Annotated in this window: 14 protein-coding genes and 5 pseudogenes; 8 read left to right on the forward strand and 11 right to left on the reverse strand. The window is 45.4% G+C overall.

The window, feature by feature from the left end; translation table 11 throughout:
• Window positions 1-7 precede the first annotated feature (7 nt).
• From QUA36_RS05440 to QUA36_RS05450, 3 genes are all read left to right on the forward strand, one after another.
• Entirely contained in the window at window positions 8-1,333 is a 1,326-nt protein-coding gene (locus tag QUA36_RS05440; protein ID WP_333311792.1) for a DUF2254 domain-containing protein, read from the forward strand.
• Window positions 1,334-1,350: 17 nt separating this feature from the next.
• Window positions 1,351-2,103: a hypothetical protein gene (locus QUA36_RS05445; protein WP_333456011.1), complete on the forward strand. Its 753-nt coding sequence runs from the start codon at window positions 1,351-1,353 to the stop codon at window positions 2,101-2,103.
• Window positions 2,104-2,170: 67 nt separating this feature from the next.
• Window positions 2,171-2,416, forward strand: coding sequence for a hypothetical protein (locus QUA36_RS05450; protein WP_333456013.1), 246 nt, complete (start codon window positions 2,171-2,173; stop codon window positions 2,414-2,416).
• Window positions 2,417-2,448: 32 nt separating this feature from the next.
• Here the strand turns inward: QUA36_RS05450 and QUA36_RS05455 are convergent.
• Window positions 2,449-2,707: pseudogene (locus QUA36_RS05455) on the reverse strand (IS701 family transposase); the annotation flags it as partial.
• Window positions 2,708-2,836: 129 nt separating this feature from the next.
• Here QUA36_RS05455 and QUA36_RS05460 point away from each other — a divergent pair.
• A complete protein-coding gene (locus QUA36_RS05460) occupies window positions 2,837-5,263 on the forward strand; it encodes a bifunctional serine/threonine-protein kinase/ABC transporter substrate-binding protein (RefSeq protein WP_333456015.1) in 2,427 nt (808 codons plus the stop codon).
• Between the two features lie 215 nt (window positions 5,264-5,478).
• Window positions 5,479-5,661, forward strand: a pseudogene (locus tag QUA36_RS05465) (IS4-like element ISSysp3 family transposase); the annotation flags it as partial.
• Between the two features lie 14 nt (window positions 5,662-5,675).
• Here QUA36_RS05465 and QUA36_RS05470 read toward each other — a convergent pair.
• Window positions 5,676-6,002: pseudogene (locus QUA36_RS05470) on the reverse strand (transposase); the annotation flags it as partial.
• Window positions 6,003-6,357: 355 nt separating this feature from the next.
• On the opposite strand from QUA36_RS05470, the gene QUA36_RS05475 reads away from it, so the two are divergent.
• Together QUA36_RS05475 and QUA36_RS05480 are read left to right on the forward strand one after the other, a co-directional pair.
• Window positions 6,358-7,275: a fructosamine kinase family protein gene (locus tag QUA36_RS05475; RefSeq protein ID WP_333456017.1), complete on the forward strand. Its 918-nt coding sequence runs from the start codon at window positions 6,358-6,360 to the stop codon at window positions 7,273-7,275.
• Window positions 7,276-7,306: 31 nt separating this feature from the next.
• A complete protein-coding gene (locus tag QUA36_RS05480) occupies window positions 7,307-7,735 on the forward strand; it encodes a hypothetical protein (protein WP_333160296.1) in 429 nt (142 codons plus the stop codon).
• 51 nt (window positions 7,736-7,786) lie between these two features.
• Here the strand turns inward: QUA36_RS05480 and QUA36_RS05485 are convergent, their stop codons facing one another.
• Both QUA36_RS05485 and QUA36_RS05490 read right to left on the reverse strand, forming a co-directional pair.
• Window positions 7,787-9,487: an ABC-F family ATP-binding cassette domain-containing protein gene (locus QUA36_RS05485; protein ID WP_333456019.1), complete on the reverse strand. Its 1,701-nt coding sequence runs from the start codon at window positions 9,485-9,487 to the stop codon at window positions 7,787-7,789.
• A gap of 464 nt (window positions 9,488-9,951) precedes the next feature.
• Window positions 9,952-11,036: pseudogene (locus QUA36_RS05490) on the reverse strand (IS4 family transposase); the annotation flags it as partial.
• On the opposite strand from QUA36_RS05490, the gene QUA36_RS05495 reads away from it, so the two are divergent.
• Complete coding sequence (locus QUA36_RS05495) at window positions 11,011-11,166, forward strand: hypothetical protein (protein ID WP_333456097.1); 156 nt, start codon at window positions 11,011-11,013, stop codon at window positions 11,164-11,166. The pseudogene QUA36_RS05490 and the gene QUA36_RS05495 sit on opposite strands and share 26 nt — an antisense overlap.
• A gap of 106 nt (window positions 11,167-11,272) precedes the next feature.
• Here the strand turns inward: QUA36_RS05495 and QUA36_RS31300 are convergent, their stop codons facing one another.
• The 7 genes and pseudogenes from QUA36_RS31300 to QUA36_RS05525 form a co-directional block, all read right to left on the reverse strand.
• Window positions 11,273-11,476, reverse strand: coding sequence for a helix-turn-helix domain-containing protein (locus QUA36_RS31300; RefSeq protein ID WP_445251299.1), 204 nt, complete (start codon window positions 11,474-11,476; stop codon window positions 11,273-11,275).
• Between the two features lie 238 nt (window positions 11,477-11,714).
• Window positions 11,715-11,999 (reverse strand): annotated as a pseudogene (locus QUA36_RS05500) (transposase); the annotation flags it as partial.
• Window positions 12,000-12,180: 181 nt separating this feature from the next.
• Window positions 12,181-13,329 carry a beta-glucosidase gene (locus QUA36_RS05505; protein ID WP_333160292.1) on the reverse strand — a complete coding sequence of 383 codons (1,149 nt, stop codon included), beginning with the start codon at window positions 13,327-13,329 and terminating at the stop codon, window positions 12,181-12,183.
• Between the two features lie 158 nt (window positions 13,330-13,487).
• Window positions 13,488-15,371: a glycoside hydrolase family 2 TIM barrel-domain containing protein gene (locus tag QUA36_RS05510; RefSeq protein ID WP_333160290.1), complete on the reverse strand. Its 1,884-nt coding sequence runs from the start codon at window positions 15,369-15,371 to the stop codon at window positions 13,488-13,490.
• 208 nt (window positions 15,372-15,579) lie between these two features.
• A complete protein-coding gene (locus QUA36_RS05515) occupies window positions 15,580-15,936 on the reverse strand; it encodes an STAS domain-containing protein (RefSeq protein ID WP_333160288.1) in 357 nt (118 codons plus the stop codon).
• A gap of 103 nt (window positions 15,937-16,039) precedes the next feature.
• Window positions 16,040-17,287, reverse strand: a complete 1,248-nt coding sequence (gene glf, locus QUA36_RS05520) for a UDP-galactopyranose mutase (protein ID WP_333160287.1) — start codon at window positions 17,285-17,287, stop codon at window positions 16,040-16,042.
• A 123-nt stretch (window positions 17,288-17,410) separates the two neighbouring features.
• Window positions 17,411-18,712: a glycosyltransferase family 1 protein gene (locus QUA36_RS05525; RefSeq protein ID WP_333456021.1), complete on the reverse strand. Its 1,302-nt coding sequence runs from the start codon at window positions 18,710-18,712 to the stop codon at window positions 17,411-17,413.
• Window positions 18,713-19,076: the final 364 nt, after the last annotated feature.

The raw sequence follows: 19,076 nt of genomic DNA on the forward strand, positions 1-19,076 counted from the left end.
CCAACTCATGAAAAATGTCAAGTTAAGCAAAATTTGGGACTCGCTGCACTCTAGCTACTGGTTTATCCCAACGTTGATGGCGCTGGGGTCGATGATTTTAGCGATCGCCATGCTGACACTTGACCGCACGGGTAATATACCAAACTGGAGGTGGATTTACACGGGTGGAACCGATGGTGCGCGATCGGTTCTTTCATCGGTTGCCGGTTCAATGATCAGCGTTGTTGCTACAGCTTTTTCCATTACTATTGTGGCGCTTCAGTTGGCGAGTTCAAATTTTGGTCCCCGATTGCTGCGTAATTTTATGCAGGATACGGGCAATCAAATCGTGCTTGGCACTTTCATTGGCACGTTTATTTACTGTTTACTCGTACTGCGAACCATTCATGCAGAAGGAGAAGGATACAGCCTCTTTGTACCCCAACTCTCGGTTACAGTTGGTACCGGATTGGCAATTGCCAGTATCGGCGTACTGATTTACTTTATCCATCACGCATCAACCATTATTCAAGCCTCCCATGTAATTACTCAGGTTAGTGGCGATTTAGACAAAGCTCTAGATCGTCTGTTTCCCGATAAAATCGGACAAGGTAAAGCGAACAACTCGCGACAAGTGGGAGAAATTCCTGCAAATTTTGACTCGGAAGCAAGTCCAATCAAAGCCACTGGCGAGGGTTATTTGCAAGCAATCGATGACAACGAATTAATGAAAATTGCCCGTCAGTACAATCTGCTTGTACGTCTTACAACTCGACCGGGAAAGTTTATCGTCAAGGGCAGCGATGTAGCGATGGTTTTCCCGGAAAAACAGGTGAATCAAAGCCTGAAACAACAGATTAACGATGCTTTTATTCTGGGCAAAGAACGGACTGAATATCAAGATGTAGAATTTCCAATCGATCAATTAGTTGAAATTGCCTTGCGTGCGATTTCTCCTGGTATCAACGATCCGTTTACTGCGATTCGGTGTATCGATCGACTCAGCGCCGGATTATCCCGCCTCGCTCAAAGGGATTTTCCCTCCCCCTATCGCTACGACGATGAAGATAATTTGCGCGTCATTGTTGAAGGAGTGACGTTTGAAGGCTTAGTCAATACTGCCTTTAACCAAATTCGCCAGTACAGTAAATCAGATGTGGCGGTAACAATTCGCTTATTGGAAGCTATAGCTTGCATCGCCACTTACACCCGCAATTCCAAACAACGAGAAGCTTTACGCCGTCACGCGGAGATGATTTTAAATAGTAGCCGCGAACAAATCTCTCAGGAGCAAGACCAGAAAGATGTCCAAGAGAAGTATTACCAAGTCATTAAAGCTTTAGGCGAGGATTAATTTGCTTGACCATAATTATGGTAATAACAGCAGCTTTACGACCTGCTCCTAATACTTTAGCTTTAACCGCGCTGATTGCCATTGGTTTAGCGCTGACACATTTATTTTGCGGCAAGTTGCGGTTTGATCCTATTCCTCGCAGTGGTTGGCTTTCAGCAGCAAGTGGGGTTTCGGTAGCTTATGTTTTTGTGCATATTTTACCGGAACTAAATCTGCACCAAGCGGTATTAGAGCAAGTAGAAGCAGGAGTTATTTCTTATCTAGAACACCACGTTTATTTAATAGCTTTGTTAGGATTGACTGTATTTTACGGCCTGGAGCGAATGGCAAATTTATCTCGTCACCGTGGCGAAGAGGATGTGACCAGTCTTGGTGTTTTTTGGTTGCACATTGGCTCTTTTTCAATCTACAACGCTCTGATTGGCTATCTGCTGCTGCATCGGGAAGAACCGGGCATTACCAATCTGCTGTTGTTTTCTTGTGCAATGGCACTGCACTTTGCAGTGAACGACTCTGGTTTGCGGCAACACCACAAGCATATTTATGAGCGCATCGGACGCTGGATACTAGCAGCAGCTATTATTGTGGGGTGGGTGTTGGGTAGCGCTACTGAAATTGGAAAAACTGCGATCGCAGTTTTATTTGCTTTTTTAGCGGGAGGAATTGTTCTCAATGTCCTCAAAGAAGAATTGCCAGAAGAACGAGAAAGTCGGTTTTGGGCATTTGCCCTTGGTGCTGGAATTTACACGGCTCTTTTATTGGCTTTGTAGAGGAATCATATTGTTGACTGTTGACTGTTGACTGTTGACTGTTGACTATTGACGGTAAGTCAAAAGAATGAATATTACGCGAATTATTTGTGGGCAGCTTGATTCGACTTTTCGCCCGACGCTGAAGCGCGGATTTGATATCATCATTCCGGCGCAGTCGGAATTGATATCAAATAAAGCCAAAACGTTCGAGCTTAAAACCATTATCAGGAATCAAGTGTTCTTTCAGACGCCGCTTAAAATTACCGGAATAATTTTTTATAGCACTGCTACCAACTGCGATGGTATTAACAGTCTTAACTTTAAAAAGTAAGACTCTGATCGTAGTGTAAATGCTTAACAGCTTACATCTAATGGCAGACTTTTTACTCCATCATATAAATGTGTAGTTACTAAGACTACCCAGTTATCAGTTTGGGTGATTCCACGCCATATATTGTCGGCAAACTCTTGCAGTTAAAGATCCACTTTTTCGCCCTTACCTGAGTCATCTATGATGAGGGTGAATCCCGTTTTTTGGGATTTGTCGGTAAAAACATCGTCTCTCGCGACGACACCAATTATCGAAGCATGGGGACATGGTGGTGGGAGTTGTTTCCTTGATGAGAGTTTTTCGACGTGGAAGCGCCAACTACACTACAATGGATTTTACAATAAAAGGGACTAATTTTTGGTTTAAGCTCCTATAATCAACATTAAAAGCCGCAGCCTGTCAAGAGGTGTTGGAAGATTTATGTGTGTCAAGTTAGGGCATATCCTGGATGAAAGGTACGAAATTCTCGCTTTGTTGGGAGAGGGAGGGTTTGCTAGAACCTACACGGCTGTACAAATAAACAAACCTAATAATCCTCTGTGCGTTGTTAAGGAAATTCCTTTTCCCCCATCGAACGATCCGCGCGTCTTGGAGAGGGCAAGGAAGCGATTTGAAAGGGAGGCTAGCGCTTTGCGCCGTCTCGGCAACAACTCGCGCATTCCCGAATTATTCGATAGCTTTGAAGAAAACGATTATTTTTACTTAGTTCAAGAATATATTGAAGGACATCCGCTTAGTCAAGAACTCACTGCGGGCGATGGGTGGAATGAGAAAAAAACTGTTGCTTTGTTACGGGAAGTTCTGGAAATATTAAAATCTGTCCACCCAGAAAAGATTATTCACCGCGATATTACACCTTCTAATTTAATTCGGCGCGAAACAGATAAAAAAATTGTTTTAATTGATTTTGGGGCTGTCAAAGAAATCAGCACTTTTACCTCTAACTCTACTGGTGAAATCTTCACCTCGCAGGCGATCGGCACCAGCGGTTATATGCCTGCCGAACAATACAACCCGCGGTCTACCCCGCAACCCTACAATGATATTTATGCCGTAGGAATCATCGCGATTCAAGCCCTCACGGGGCGGCGTCCCACCAATCTGCCACAAGACCCCGAAACTTGTGAAATTATTTGGGATTACTCGATGCCCGATCGCCCTGCGGTACAAGTTAGCGACAACCTCAAAAATATTTTAACCCAGATGGTGCGTTTCCACTTTCAAGACCGCTACCAATCTGTGGAGGAAGTTTTGCAAGACTTGGATTTGTCGATCGTCCCAGGGCGCGAGTTACCCAAAACTTCGCGGAAGTTGCGATCAAGCTGGCGCTGGCTGCTGTTCAGCTTTGCGGGAATTGCGGCTTTTGGGGCGATCGTACTTTTAATCCCCAGAATTTCCCCGCTAATCCCCAGAATTTCCCCGCAACCAACGCTGGCTACACCCTCCGCAGATGGTGTAAGTTCCGGCGAAAAACTCCTCGTGCAAACCTCCGCCTTGTGGTCAAAACAAAGGGGAATTAATGAGTTTGCCGACTCAAATTATCCCGAAGCTTTAAAATTGCTCAAACAATCCTGGCGGGAAGACCGCAGAGATCCAGAAACTTTAATTTACATCAACAATGCTCTGCTGAAGGCAATAAATGCAGAATATTACACGATCGCAATTGTTGTCCCTATCCGTCGCAATCAGGACGGCAGCATCCTCAACGCAAATTTAGCAGAAGAACTGCTTCGTGGCATTGCTCAAGCTCAAACCGAAGTTAATTTAGGTCTTCTGGCTGCAAATGAGAACAATAAAGATTTTCCCGGTCAAGGCTTTCTCGAACCAAAAGCTATTAAAGGAAAAGGTCTCAAAGTCATCATTGCTGATGATGGCAATATCAAATCCTACGCCGTTCAAAGGGCTAATTATCTGGTCGCTCAGCCCGATATTCTAGCAGTTATCGGACACTACACCAGCGACATGACTGTGGAAACAGTAGATATTTACAATCGAAATCAACTCGTCGCCATTTCTCCGGGAAGCACCACAGAAGAACTGACGCGAAAACCTCGAAAATTTTTCTTTCGGACGGCTCCGACAACTAGCATAGAAGCTGAAGCTTTAGTAAATCAACTGCTAGGGGTCGGTGAGAAAAAAGCCGCAGTATTTTACAATCCCAACAGTCCGTTCAGCGCTTCTTTATGGGAAGAGTTCAAAAAGCAATTTGAAGCAAAAGGAGGCGCGACTTTTAGAATCAGTAATTATTACGACTTATCTAAAAATAATTTTAAGGCCGAAGCAGCAATCAAAGAAGTTGAGAAAGCAGGAAAAACAGCCTTACTTGTCATTCCCGACGGTCAAGTCACTAATTCCCTGGAAAATGCGATCGAAATGATTAAAGCTAATGGCGATCGCAATTGGATTGTCGGGCCCTGGACTCTGTACGAGCCGAGAACGTTAGAAGTCGCAAAAGAGCTAAAGTCTGTTGAAAAACTGGGCGTATCTGTGTTTTGGCATCCGTTAATAAGTTTTGACAAAAAATTTCCGCACAATGCTGAAAAATTGTGGGGAGGTCCGGTCAATACTCGATCGGCTTTAACCTACGATGCCGCCCGGACGCTGATTAAAGCCCTAGAACTGCAGCCAGAACCCAGCCGCGAAGGAATGCAAAAAACCTTAGCCGATCCCAACTTTAAAGCCGAGGGAGCCACGGGTATAATAGAGTTTGACTCAAAGACTGGAAATCGGAAAAACCCTCCTAAACGAGTGGCGCATATTGTGCCGTGTTCTAGAGAACAGTTTGGAGTTACATTTGTGCCGAACGAATTTCCCACAGCCGCAGATGCAGGTTTAAAGTGCGATTGAATTGATATAGCAATCCTTGCAGGAGTCGTAAACTTTTTACCCCACCCCAACCCTCCCCTTATCAAGGGGCTACCGTGTACACACAAGTCAAAGTAAACTAGGCTCATGTTTTGAGAAAGGTATAAACCGTGGACAATCCTATACTAATTCACGCCTCCCTCCTCGAAGGAACAGCCTTGGGTCTCCAAAGGCTGGTAAAAAGGGGGCGGCATTATATGAAGCTTTCTTGCCAGCATCAATCGGTAAATATTCGTCAAATCAGCCGAAATCGAGCTGAACAACTAGGATACTATCGTTTTTTGGAGAATGAAAATGTGACCGTATCGGAATTAGTGCAAAGCCTATCGAGGCATTGCCAAAAAAATATAGAAGGACGGCACATATTAGCCATCAGTGATAAGCTGTTGCACATTTAAACTGTGATACAAACATTACCCTTGTTTTTGATTGTGCGACCATATTTAATTATTAATTGCCCTTCATTTAAGAGGCGGTGTAATAAATACTCTAGCTCTTCAATAGATGTAAAAAGTCTATTGGCAATATATTCTTTTACCGAATGCCATACTAATTCAATTAAGTTATAGTCGGGGCTGTATTCGGGGAGGAATTCTCAATGAAGGTTAGGCATTTCTGTTTCAATTATTTTTAGGTACTCTTCTTTCTTGTGAAAACTAACATTATCAAGAATAATCACTATTTTCGCTTTTTTTTCAGCAAATTCTGAGGCTTGATTACCTGCAACGCCCAATCTTCTACCCTGATGCTGTCTGTTGAAACTATCGCAGGCAGTTTTTTTTTCAAATTGCAAGTCTCCGAAAACGTCAACGGTCGCTGGCATCTATCTTATTGTTGAACCTGATAGCTGATCGCCAGCAACCGTTGCCGTTCTTGAGAACTGTTCGCTAGTCTCACAGCGATCGTACTTTTTGACCTGCTTCGTCTAAACTCCAATCGCCAACAGTCTCTTCTATTTGACAATACACAGCCTCTTTCTGATATTCAGATAGGGGCTTTGTTGTTTTTGCTGATTAAGTTGCCATACCTGTTAAAGTAATTCCGATCGCCCTCAACCCTCAACACGATTTTATGCTATGTGGGACAAAATTGCCGCGCACATCTGTGAAACAACCGGAGAAACATTTTCGATAGACAATCGCCGTTCCGTCAGCGGTGGCTGCATCAATCAAGGCTATTCTATCAGCAGCAGTTCCCGCACTTACTTCGTGAAAATCAATCAAGCTTCCCAAGTCGCGGTGTTTGAAGCAGAAGCGCTGGGTTTGCAGCAAATGGGGGAAACCCAGACGATTCGAGTACCTGAGCCGATTTGCTGGGGAACGGAGGGGAATTCAGCTTATATTGTGCTGGAATGGCTGGATTTGAGAAGTAGCGGGGACGATCGAGCTTGGGAAGAAATGGGGCGAAAACTCGCCGAAATGCACAAATACACTCCCCCCAACCCCCCGTTGCTAAGGGGGGGAGAAAAGGCGAACTCAACCTTGCTAAGGGGATGTTTTGGGTGGGATATTAATAATACGATCGGCTCAACGGTGCAAATTAATAATTGGACGGCAAATTGGGCAGAATTTTGGGCAGAACATCGGATTGGTTATCAGTTAAAATTGGCTAAGCGTCGGGGCGGTCATTTTCCGCAAGGGGAACGTTTATTAGAGGTAATTCCTGAGTTGTTAGCAGGCCACGAACCGCAACCTTCGCTGGTTCACGGGGATTTGTGGGGGGGGAATGCGGGGGTAACATCTGCGGGGGAACCGGTGATTTTTGACCCGGCGGCATATTTTGGCGATCGAGAAGTTGATATTGCGATGACGGAGTTATTTGGTGGGTTTCCAGCAGAGTTTTATCGAGGATATAATCAGGTTTGGGCGTTGGATTTAGGGTATGAAAAACGCAAAATTCTTTACAATTTATATCACATTTTGAATCATTTTAATTTATTTGGGGGGAGTTATGCATCCCAGGCGAATCAGATGATTAATCGAATCTTGGGTTAAAACTTAAATAGTATCTGGATTCTATTTATAAATGAAGTACCTGCACTGCGGCATCAAGTTGGGATTTATCATTTTGTTTTTGACAGGCCTTACGCCTGGAAAGTCTTTAGCAGCTTTACCCTTGCAAGTGGGTGTCTATCATGGTGGTGGTTCTCGATACATTCAGATTGCTGAGAAACAAAATAGAATCTGCTTCAAAGGCTTTTCTTCTAACGGAGTTACTGTCGCTTCCGTGGCGGTAGATACTAGCAGCCAAGAATTATACGAAATCAACGGATTTGGCGGTACATTGCTATTTCAGGAAGATCAAGGAACTCTTTTGTTTGGTCAAAGGAATCAGTTGAGTAAGTATACGGCAGATTATGGATTTCCTAGGGATTTAGATGATGATTTGAAAGAGTGTCTGAGTTCCAAAAAGCCATTTTTTCGGCAGAAGTCGGGTGGTAGAGGTGCTCGTTAATATTGTAGGGACACGGCAATGCCGTGTCCTGATTTCTTGGTTTTTGAGACTTTATTTTTGCTTAGCTGTTGCTTTTTTCTTCGCTTCTTTTTCGGCTTTTTTAGCCACTTTTTCAGCTTCAAGTTTGGCTAACTTGGCTAGCTCTTTTTCTTCAGCAATTTTATCCAGATAGTAGTGGTAATCTCCCAAATAAGGGCGAAACTCTCCATCCCGGATTTCGACTATTTTGTTGGCGACTTGGGAGATGAAATAGCGATCGTGCGAAACGATAATTACGGTACCGTCATAATTCTGAATCGCCTCTTCCATCATCTCTTTCGCCGGAATGTCGAGGTGATTTGTCGGTTCGTCCAAAATCAGCAAATTCACGGGAGTTAACAGCATTTTTGCCAAAGCTAAGCGAGCTTTTTCTCCCCCGCTTAAAGCGCCAACCTGTTTGAATACTGTTTCGCCCGTAAATAAGAAACGGCCCAACAAAGTCCGAACTTCTTCATTTTTCCAGTCGGGAACTTCGTCGTGAATCGTTTGCATCACGGTTTTATTCAAATCTAAGGCCTCTGCCTGATTCTGTTCAAAGTAACCGGGGATGACGTTGTGACCTCCCAATTTGACCGTACCTTCAGTCGGCTTTTCCAAGCCCATAATCATCCGCAGCAGGGTTGATTTGCCCGCGCCGTTGGGACCGAGAAAGGCAATGCGATCGCCCCTTTCAATTAATAAGTCGGCTCCCAAAAATAGGATTTTTTCGCCGTAGGTATGCACCAAATCTTCAATTATTGCTACTTCGCGGCCGCTGCGGGGTGCGGGGGGAAAGCGGAAATGCAAAGTTTTTAATCCGCCTGTGGGCGCTTCGATGCGTTCGATTTTGTCTAACTGTTTCTCGCGGCTTTTGGCTTGGGTGCTGCGAGTGGCGCTGGCGCGGAATTTTTCTACGAATGCTTGCTGTTTTTCGAGTTCTTTTTGCTGGCTTTCGTAGGCGCTGAGTTGGGCTTCTCTGGCTTCTGCTTTTTGCAGCAGGTAGGAGGAGTAGTTGCCGAGGTAGGTGCTGGAAACGCCGCGTTCGGTTTCGACGATTTGGGTGCAAAGCCGATCGAGAAATTCCCGGTCATGGGATACGATTACCATCGGGGTTATCAGCCCTTTCAGGTAAACTTCCAGCCATTCGATGGTTTCTAAGTCGAGGTGGTTGGTAGGTTCGTCTAGCAGCAGGATGTCGGGTTTTTGCAGGAGAATTTTGCCTAAACTCATCCGCATTTGCCAGCCGCCGCTGAAGGCGCTGACTAATCGATCGCCGTCTTCGGGTTCAAATCCGATTTCGGGCAGAATTTTCTCGATTTGGGCTTCTAAACCGTAGCCGTTTAAGCCTTCAAATTGCCGTTGCAGCCGATCCATTTTGTGGATCAGTTCGTCGAGATTTTCTGGGGTGGAGGTTTCCAAGTCTCGATGCACTTGCATCAGGGATTCGTGGACATCGTTGGCTTCGCTGAAGGCGCGCCAAAATTCTTCTCTGACGGTGCGAGTCGGATCTACTTCAAATTCTTGGGAGAGGTAGGCGATGTGTAAGCTGGCGGGGCGAATAACTTCGCCTGCGGTGGGTTCGATTTCGCCGGCGATGATTTTGAGTTGGGTGGATTTGCCGGCACCGTTAACGCCTACTAAGCCGATGCGATCGCCTGGCTTGACTTCCCAGGTGACATCTTTGAGTACGACGCCTGTGGGGTAAATTTTACTGATGTGTTCGAGTCGCAGCATTGTTGTGGGGACTGGGGAAGGGCAGGTTTAGCGGCGGATGGGATGCCGGCGCTGAGGTCGAGTTAATCTTAACAAATTTTAATTATATTTAGGGTATTGCCAGATTTTGATTTGGTAGGAGTTACGCGAAGAAACGGGGTTTCTATGAAAAATCGCAGATTCTGGGCTAGAGATATAGGAAGAAACCCGGTTTCTGGCCTCGATGTGGATTCAGGACTATTTGGGTGGGGCGATCGCTGCCGATCTTATGAGTTAATAAACCTGTCAATAATCCCCTATAAGTCAATACGGTTCAGTTAAGGCTATGCAATGCTTCAAACAATAAATATCAGGAGGATTCATTATGATTCCAGTACCTCTGTGTTTAACTTGTTTAGACAGAAACTTTGAGACAGGCTTTTTCACGACTCTTGGGTTGTTTCTCGGAACTCTTTCCGGTATATTTTGATCAAGAATCTCCCAAGTCAACCAAGCCCAAAAAAGGGAATTGCCTGTGGTTGTAACCCCTGAAATTTTGGGAGCGCACGACGAACAACTCGTAATCTGCCAGTAAAAGAAAGACGCAAGGGTGAAATGCTTGAGTTGCTTGCCGTTTGAAAAATCAATGACCTTACCGATCTTGGGCCCTAGTAGGAAACCATAAATTTCTTGTACCCCCTCCTTTGGTTTTTGAGAACGAATATGAGTTTTTCGTCCTAATAAATATACTTTCAGTTCATCAATCGTATTCTCAACTTCCCAACCTTGATGATATTCATAGGCAAGGAACTGGGCCCGAAAATTTTCCGCGTCCAACAAGCTGGTAATTAAACGATATCTAATTTGTGCTTCTGGGCTGTAGTAATTCTCAATTGTGTACTCAATTACTCTTACCTTTATGGCCTGAAATCCTTTTTTTATTAAATTGCCGGATGGATAAATCCAACTCAAATATGAACCATCATCTAATTGTGTTTCGTTTAAGAATTTAACGTGGGATGGAATTCGCCCCCAATACTCACAACCTTTACTGACTGTGGCTTCTACCATCGCATAAGAATGTAAACCTCTATCCCACATCAATAGCATTCCCGCCGTTGCAGAACGTAAAAACTTTAACGCTCTTACTCTTTATCCCATTTTATATGGACACATTAAGGCGTAAAATATTAAATGTGTTCCTGCCTCTACTAAAATGACTAATCTAGCTTTGGGGAACGCTGCTATCGTACCCGGACGACTTCCTGGACGACCACAAGCCCTAGCATTTTCATCACGCAGAGGGGATATCTAAGCAGGTTCCATCTATCACTACGACCCTGACTTCGCTGATAAAAGCTCCTACTGTTTCAACTGTAGCCATTGGTCGCACTAATGAATGAAACAACTGTCTCATCACGCCTGCTCCTAATCTTTGTCTGGCTTGAGTAATTGCCGATTTACATGGAAACTGCCAATATTTACCAATTTTTATCCATGCTTCATTAAGACCATTAATTAAAATTTTTCAGACATTCCGCATTGAATCTTTTGACCACAGGCTCATGGCGATTACCAGACACACTACCAGTTATGCTGGCGCAGGCGCGATGACGTTTTTCTTCAACATTTGTTTTCGCAATAGCTTGTTCGATGGCACTTGCTGGAATTGCTATCTCTATGGCGTTGAATATCTCCTTACTTGGGATTTTGGCAGATAAAAAGTGAGAATTATTTGAGATGCACGCTAACTTGCTCTCCTTTTGTGGACACCATACCTAACTTACCAGGGTTTGAGCCTTAACTGAACCGTATTGAATTATAATATTATTTATTGTTTAACCACTCGGTTACTTCAGTATTTTGTCGAGCTGTTAAATACCCTTTTCGCCCTTTATGTCCTAGTTTGATTCCGGCGATGCCTTTGGTTTTAAATTGCTTTTTCCAATAACCAATAAAAAAATTACTTACACCTAAAATATTGCTAATTTCATGGTAAATATTACCTGAGATCGCCATCCTTACAGCTATTGCTCGTTTTAGTTATCTGGCATCGAGATCGCTTTTAATGAAAGATTCTCTCATAAGCTATTTCTATTTCCCTATCTTTTTGTTGCAGTTGTAAGTTATTCATTTTTTTATTGTCAAATCAAGTATTGCATATAATTGCATCATAGTCTTGATAATGATTTAGGATTGCTATAATTATTTGGCGAAAGTGCACTCATAAAGATGGGTCAAATGCGAACTCATTGCTGTAGCTTCATTGACCGATAAAGTATTGTAGATAGGGGTTTTCCCGGATTTGTTCTACTATTGGACGATCGCTAATTCCTAATTTTTATTTAAAAATTAATGCCCCTAATGCCATCCTAAATGATTTGGCGGGTGCACTCTTTTCTACGGGGAAGTTAGCCGCATATTCTGATTCAAATTCATCCCACGGGATTAGTTGGGCCATTTTTACCCAACGGTTAAGGAGTGACAACCTTCCACATGAGGGGAGTTCAAAGTCGGAGGGTGAGGGGGAAGCAAGCTCAGCTTTTATGTACACGAGCGCAGGCTCGTGATGCAAAGATTTTGTACTATTTTACCTGTTTATTTTGCACACTTTTCTTGATCGTGCGATCACCTAACCAAGGCGTGTAACCTTTCTGCACTTATCCAGCAAGCCCTAATTAGATTAATAGCTTAAGGTGCGCCGCAGCGCACCCTACAGAATTAGATCGCAGCTATCAATCCTGCAACTTCAGCAACGGTTCAATCTGCTGCCTTTGAAACTGCAATTCATCCGCCAAAGGCTGGTAAATTTCTCGATCGCCCGATTCATTGCAATAATCCCACAAACCATTGTAACAGTGCCTGTCGTCGTCCCAACCCGGATGGTTAACAATCGGATACAAGCAGATTCCCTCTATCGGAACTCCTGCTTTCATCGCCGCCATTACCTCAGTGCACACATAATTAAACCAGACAGGTCTAAAATCGTCTTCAGTGCCTGTTTCTGCTATGAATAAAGGGCGGCGGTAGCGCTCAAACACTTCTTGCAGCATTTCACGAAACGGGCGGTACAGCGGATCGGTGTATTTCATCGGGTCTTCATTGTGAATCCACTGATTGCGATCGTAATAATTCACCCCAATAATATCGAGATATTTTTCCTTACCGCCGAGTTCCGGGCGAAAACGTCCAGCCAACATATCCCAAGCTTGATATTGAGATAAGCGATAACCTTCCGCTGCGTCCCGATCCTCCGGTTTGTCAGGATCGGCAATAATGTTAATTGTGGGATCGATTTGAACGATGCGAGTGCGGGGATTGACTTCCCAAACTGATTCTATCGCTGCGATCGCAGCTTTGATTAACTGGATTTTGAGCTCGTCTCCCCGCCCTTTGGCAAACGGATTGATGTAGGCGACATCGCCGCCGGCCCAAGCAATAAATGAAATTTCATTAACAGGTGTCACGAAAGGTGTTTGGTCGGTTTCCTCAGTTAGCACTTCCATAAAAGCGCGCACCATGTTTGCAAACCTGGACACAAATTCTGGACTGAAAATATCAATATCGTCTGGCCAGCCGTAGTGAAACAAATCCCAAATTACCTGCATTTTCATGTCGCGGGCGGCCCGGATGATTGGCAGGGAACTGGAAAAATCGTATTTTCCGGGTGTCTGTTCAATTAAGTGCCAGCGGAGGCCTTCGCGGACTGTATAAATGCCTTGTTCCTGCAAGCGTTGGTAGTCGGCTGCTGCAAATTTATCGTGACCGGTGGCGGCTGTGACATCGAGGCGTTTTCCAGATTGCACTCTGTGGGTGGAACATTCAAATCCGCCCATGAAAAAACTTTGAAACATCAATCGAATGGGTAATGGGTCATTGGGCATTGGGCATTAGGCATGGGGCATGGGGCATTGGGCATTGGGTATTAGGAATTTAGAAATTGGTAATTGTTAGCAATTAACTAATAACTAATAACTAATAACTAATAACTAATAACTAATAACCGATCCCCCATGCCCCATGCCCCATGCCCCATGCCCGATTAGCACTGAGTAATAGCTTGCGGCTGTGAACTTTCTTCGGGAATATCCCAGCCGAGAGTTGCCGCTGCGATCACCTCTATGGGAAACTTGGGAGTACGATCGGCATACAGCAAACCGTTAGCTTCTTGGTAAGTATCGGTTAACTGGGTGTAACAAAATCCGCTGAACATTTCCACTTGGTTTACCACCTTCAACAGCGCGCTGTAGCGCCTTTGCAGTTCCTGGGTGTCCGACGCGCGCACGTAGCCCCAAACCCTGTAAAAATCGGGGTTTTCGCGACCGGCGCAGGCGATGCCACCGAATTCTGTCAGCATCATCGGCTGTCCTTGGTGCGGGTGCCCGTCGAGGGTGAGGACTCGCCCGCCGGGACGCCCGCGATCGAACAAATCCGCTAGCTGGACTTCAGGCCCGTAGCGCTTGGCTAGGGTGTGCGGGTTGTTGTCGTAGTCGTGAATCGCCAGGATGTCGGTATCGATGCTTTCCCAGCCGTCGTTACCGATGACGGGGCGAGTCGGATCGAGGGTTTTGGTCAAGAAATACAGCGCTTGCACGTAGTTGCGGTGGGCGGCTGCTTCGACTAAATTCGGAACTCCCCAGGATTCGTTGAACGGCACCCAGACTACGATACAGGGGTGGCTGCCGTCGCGCTCAATGACTTCCGTCCACTCCCGCGTCAGCCGTTGCACGGCTTTGGGAGTGAAACGGTAGGCGCTGGGCATTTCTTCCCAAACTAAGAGCCCGAGCACGTCAGCCCAGTACAAAAATCGGGGGTCTTCGATTTTTTGGTGCTTGCGGACGCCGTTGAAACCCATTGCTTTGACTAATTCGACATCGTGCCGCAAAGCTTCGTCGGAGGGGGCAGTCATCATGGTGTCGGGCCAGTAACCTTGGTCGAGCACCAGTCGCAAATAGTAGGGGCGGCCGTTTAGCATGAAGCGATCGCGCTGGATGCTGACCGTCCGCATGGCGGTATAAGATTTAACCTCGTCGAGTAGTTTGCCGTCTGCCCACAACTGCACTTGAGCGTTAATTAGCGTCGGTTTTTCGGGACTCCACAGCAATTCGTTGCGGTAGTCGTCGATACCAGGGTCGGAGAGGGCGATGCGGCGGTGGATTTCGCCATTGAGGACTTCGTAGGTGTCGTTGACCAGCAGCAGACAGCCGATCGACAGTTTAACTTTAATCTGGATTCCCGACTGGCGATCGCCCGCGACAAACGCTTCAAAACCGATTTCCCAGCGTTCAAACTGGGGAGTCCAGCGGATGCGCTCGATATAAGTGTGAGGCACCAATTCTACCCACACTGTCTGCCAAATGCCTGTCGTGCGCGGATACCAAATACTATGTGGCTCTATTTGCCAATCTTGCTTGCCGCGCGGTTGCTCCAAACCTTGCGGGTCGTCCTGGGCCCAGACTGTCACCCGCTGCGGCCCGTTGAAGTTCACAACTGCTGTAATGTCGGCAGTGAAAGGAGTGTGTCCGCCTTCGTGTTCGATGACAAACTGACCGTTCACCCAGACGCGGGCGCGGTAGTCTACGGCCCCAAAGTGGAGGAGAACTCTGCCTTCTGTGTGAGGTATGTCAAATTCGCGTTCATACCAGCAGTTGGCGTGAAAATTCGTGTCGCCGATCCCGCTTTTTGCCGATTCTGGAGCAAACGGCACTTCTATAGTGTGAGTCCACTCAGAAATATCGATCGGCTGCACGCAGTGGCCCGCGTCATCGTAAGCAAACCTCCACTGACCATTGAGACAAATCCAGTTGCTCCGGCGCAGTTGGGGGCGCGGATAACCTGTTTTCCGTCCTTGAACTGTCACCTTACTATCAAGAGTTGCAGACTCTTCTATCTCGCAATTTTCTAGTTCTCTACCTAACCAACTCATCGGCACATCTACCTGAAGTTATATATATAGGTTAGCGACAATTGCCCCGACTTTGACAAGTTTTTTGCTGATTAATTTGCAAAAGTTCTGCACCTTAAAACAGCCTCATCTGAAGGATCTCTTGTGCTGAACTCATTAATCAAAAGAAAGAAGAAAAAACCAGGAATATTTTTCCTATCACTGACTCTCCACCTCTCCCCCTCTCGCTCTAGCTAGCAAGACTTTGCAAACCTCCTAACGGTTCAGTTAGCTCACTTTTGAGAGAAAATTCTTCGGCAAACGGCAAACAATGAAATATTTGCTGTAGTCCCGTGAGTTCAAATAGAATTCTAACTTGTTCGCTCATGGCAGAGAGCAAAAGTATACATTCGCTGTCTCTAACTAATTTCACGATCGCCACTACAGCCATTAACTCGGAATTTTTCAGGAAATTTATTTTTGAGAAATCCAGCATAATAATTTTGCCACCGCTTTCAATTAGGCGCTGTATTTCTTTCTGAAACTGAGCAGATTGAGAAATTTCCAAAACCTCATGAGACAAAACAATTTTAACTATAACTTTCATTTTCACCTCAATGTTTGTTTGAATTATTAAATAACTTTTGATGAAAACCGAGTAAGGTGCTCCGTGGGCACCTTACCTTTTACCCGTAACTCGCAGCTTCCAGCTACTTGCTAACAGATTTGCTGTTGCCGTTGCCGTTGCTGTTGCCGTTGTTGACAGCAGCGACTTCTAGAGAAGCTGCTGCTGGGCGAGGGGCAACTTCATTGGAGGAGCTTACATTAGAGGCAGAACCGTTAACATTTTCTACCAATTCAATCACCGGCTTGGTAGTAATTTGTTTGTAAGTTGTCAGAGCTTGAGCGACCACTTGATCCATGTTGTAATACCTGTAAGTCGCCAGCCTTCCTACGAAAGAGACTCCCGGAGTTGCATCAGCCAAAGCCTTATATTTCTTGTAAATTTCGGCATTTTCAGGACGCGGAACCGGGTAGTAAGGGTCTCCCTCAGCTTGGGGATATTCGTAGACAATGCTAGTTTTTTGATGCTCTTGTCCGGTGAGGTATTTAAACTCCGTGCACCGAGTATATAAATGCTCGTTGGGGTAATTTACCACCGGTGCTTCTTGGTGTACAGGTACGTTCAGCGTTTCGTGCTTAAATTCCAAGGAACGGTAAGGAAGTTTGCCATAGCAATAATTGAAATAGGAATCGACCGGCCCGGTGTAAATCATTTCCCCGTAAGGGATAAAACCCTCAATCTCCCGGTAGTCGGTATTCAGCATCACCTTGATGTTTGGGTGAGAAAGCATCTTTTCAAACATCCGAGTGTAGCCGTGCAGCGGCATTGCTTGATAAGTATCGGTGAAATAGCGATCGTCCCGGTTAATGCGAGTGGGTACGCGCGCAATCACTGAGTTGTCGAGTTCCGACGGGTCCATTCCCCACTGTTTGCGGGTGTAGTTGCGGAAGAATTTCTCGTAAAGTTCGCGACCCACTTTGCTGACAACTACATCTTCAGAAGTGCGAATGTAATCCTTTGGTTCTGCTACTTTCGCGAAGAAATCTTCTACTTCAAATGAGGTGAGATTCAGTCCGTAAAGTTTGTTTACGGTGTTGAGATTGATCGGAATTGGCAGGAGTTGACCGTCAACGCTGGCGAGGACGCGGTGTTCGTAGGGCCGCCACTCGGTGAACCGTGAAAGATACTCGAAAACTGGGCGCGAATTGGTGTGAAAAATGTGGGGGCCGTATTTGTGTACGAGGATGCCGTGGTTGTCGTAGTGATCGTATGCGTTCCCACCGATGTGGTTGCGGGTATCAATTATCAGAACTGTTTTTCCGGCTTCATTTGCTAGTCTTTCGGCAATGACGCTACCTGCAAATCCTGCTCCGACGATTAAATAGTCAAACATTGAAACACCTCTGATTGTGGGTAAGGGTAAGGAATAATTGGTAATTGGACATACAGCGAGGAGTGTTGAGTGTTAAGTTTTGAATCCGTAACGTGTAACTCTTTAACTTCAACCTCAACATTCCTAACTTAAAACTTTCATCCTGCCTTCGGCTTTCTGCCTTTTATCATCGATCGCACTTTCGATCAACCCCAGCATTTCGCTCCAGGTATTGTCCCAAGAATTGTCTGCTAAAAAGGCGTCTACTTCGCTGAGCCATTTGGTGCGAACGTCCGAACTTTCGCTGAATATTTCTTCAGCACAAGCAACGAATTCTTCAGAATTGCTAGCAATCCGAACCAAGCCGTTTTCTCCGTAGGGTCGCACCACGTCGCGGATCGGAGTAGAAATCACAGGTTTGCCTGCAGCGAGGTATTCTGGAGTTTTCGTCGGACTAATAAACTTAGTCGATTCGTTAATCGCAAAAGGCAGCATGGCTATATCCCACCCGGCAAGATACGCTGGCAGTTCTTGATAAGATTTGCCGCCGAGATAGTGGATATTGGGGGGAGTTGGCAGAGTTTCCGGATCGATTTTTACCACCGGGCCAATGATGACTAAATGCCAGTCCGGCCTTGCTTGGGCCATGCCCGCCAGCAGTTCGATATCCATGCGTTCGTCTATGACGCCATAAAATCCCAAACGCGGGTGAGGAATGTCTTTTTGATCCGCCGGTTCTTCTGAAAGATTCCTGGCTGTCGCAAAGTGTTCTTTTTCGATGCTGCTGGGAAAGGGGTGAATGTTTTCGTGCTGGTGCTGTTTAGCTTCGTAAAGGCTGTGTCCGCCTGTAAATACTACGCTAGCGCGCTTTAATAGTTGATTTTCATTGGTTTTTAAATCGGGGTGTGCGCCTTTGAATGCTGACAGTTCATCCATGCAGTCGTAGACTACAGCTAGCGGCTTTAAGTGGTTTGTGAAACTGACAGCCATTGGTGTGTAATACCAGAGTATGTACTGACTAATTTCTGCCGCTCGAAACAAATCATCTAGCATGGCTTGCTGAGCAGTTTGTGCTGTTGCTTCGCTGGTTCCTTCGCTGAGGTGCGGTACTATTACCCAGACTCCGCTTTCGTGGATGCTGACATCAAGCCACCAATCTGTAGCCGCGCTCAAAATAGGTTCTTCTACAAAGAATACGCGACGATTTTTGGCACAGCGACTCAAGAGATGTTGCGGCCGCTGATAGACAAAATTCCACCGCAGATGAGACAGGCAAACTAAATCCGGTGCATCTAAAGCATCACCTTTTGATAAGTTGGCGCGCAATGCGGGCGAGGTAGCGAATTGAGAGGGCGATTTGGCTGAATCTATAGAGGTAAATCGTATCTCCCATGCTCGACCTTTATTGCTATAATTATTGTTTACTGAGTTTTCTGGGGGCGACATATTAGCCTCTGGAATTTGTCAATGAAAATTTGTCAGTTAAAACTGGTCAATAGGATATATTTCTCAGCATTGTCTTACTGAAAGTCGAAAGCATAAATCTGAGAACTTTTATTGACGAGCAAGCGCCGCATTCAGGGAGCCAAACAAAGAAACTGTTTAGCTGCGGAAAAAACAGGCTTATCTGCTTTTTTCAAAATTGAAACTTAGAGATAAGTTATTATTGTTAGACTTGCTATTGTTGTTAAATGTAACCCAGTTTTTCTGCCCTAACTTCTATCTGAAGGATGACTTTTATCTCAGGAGACACCTAGCTTGCACGCTGGGTTCAAAAGCCGTTAAAATGCCGATCGACCTTGTAAAATGA

The organism is Microcoleus sp. Pol10D4, assembly GCF_036701555.1.
In the GTDB taxonomy this organism is placed as follows: domain Bacteria; phylum Cyanobacteriota; class Cyanobacteriia; order Cyanobacteriales; family Microcoleaceae; genus Microcoleus.

Bases quoted from the DNA above. Each gene is read 5' to 3' on its own strand.
- QUA36_RS05440 (WP_333311792.1), top strand. From the start codon at position 8: ATGAAAAATGTCAAGTTAAGCAAAATTTGGGACTCGCTGCACTCTAGC.
- QUA36_RS05445 (WP_333456011.1), top strand. From the start codon at position 1,351: ATGGTAATAACAGCAGCTTTACGACCTGCTCCTAATACTTTAGCTTTA.
- QUA36_RS05450 (WP_333456013.1), top strand. From the start codon at position 2,171: ATGAATATTACGCGAATTATTTGTGGGCAGCTTGATTCGACTTTTCGC.
- QUA36_RS05460 (WP_333456015.1), top strand. From the start codon at position 2,837: ATGTGTGTCAAGTTAGGGCATATCCTGGATGAAAGGTACGAAATTCTC.
- QUA36_RS05475 (WP_333456017.1), top strand. From the start codon at position 6,358: ATGTGGGACAAAATTGCCGCGCACATCTGTGAAACAACCGGAGAAACA.
- QUA36_RS05480 (WP_333160296.1), top strand. From the start codon at position 7,307: ATGAAGTACCTGCACTGCGGCATCAAGTTGGGATTTATCATTTTGTTT.
- QUA36_RS05485 (WP_333456019.1), bottom strand. From the start codon at position 9,487: ATGCTGCGACTCGAACACATCAGTAAAATTTACCCCACAGGCGTCGTA.
- QUA36_RS05495 (WP_333456097.1), top strand. From the start codon at position 11,011: ATGGCGATTACCAGACACACTACCAGTTATGCTGGCGCAGGCGCGATG.
- QUA36_RS05505 (WP_333160292.1), bottom strand. From the start codon at position 13,329: ATGCCCAATGACCCATTACCCATTCGATTGATGTTTCAAAGTTTTTTC.
- QUA36_RS05510 (WP_333160290.1), bottom strand. From the start codon at position 15,371: ATGAGTTGGTTAGGTAGAGAACTAGAAAATTGCGAGATAGAAGAGTCT.
- QUA36_RS05515 (WP_333160288.1), bottom strand. From the start codon at position 15,936: ATGAAAGTTATAGTTAAAATTGTTTTGTCTCATGAGGTTTTGGAAATT.
- glf (WP_333160287.1), bottom strand. From the start codon at position 17,287: ATGTTTGACTATTTAATCGTCGGAGCAGGATTTGCAGGTAGCGTCATT.
- QUA36_RS05525 (WP_333456021.1), bottom strand. From the start codon at position 18,712: ATGTCGCCCCCAGAAAACTCAGTAAACAATAATTATAGCAATAAAGGT.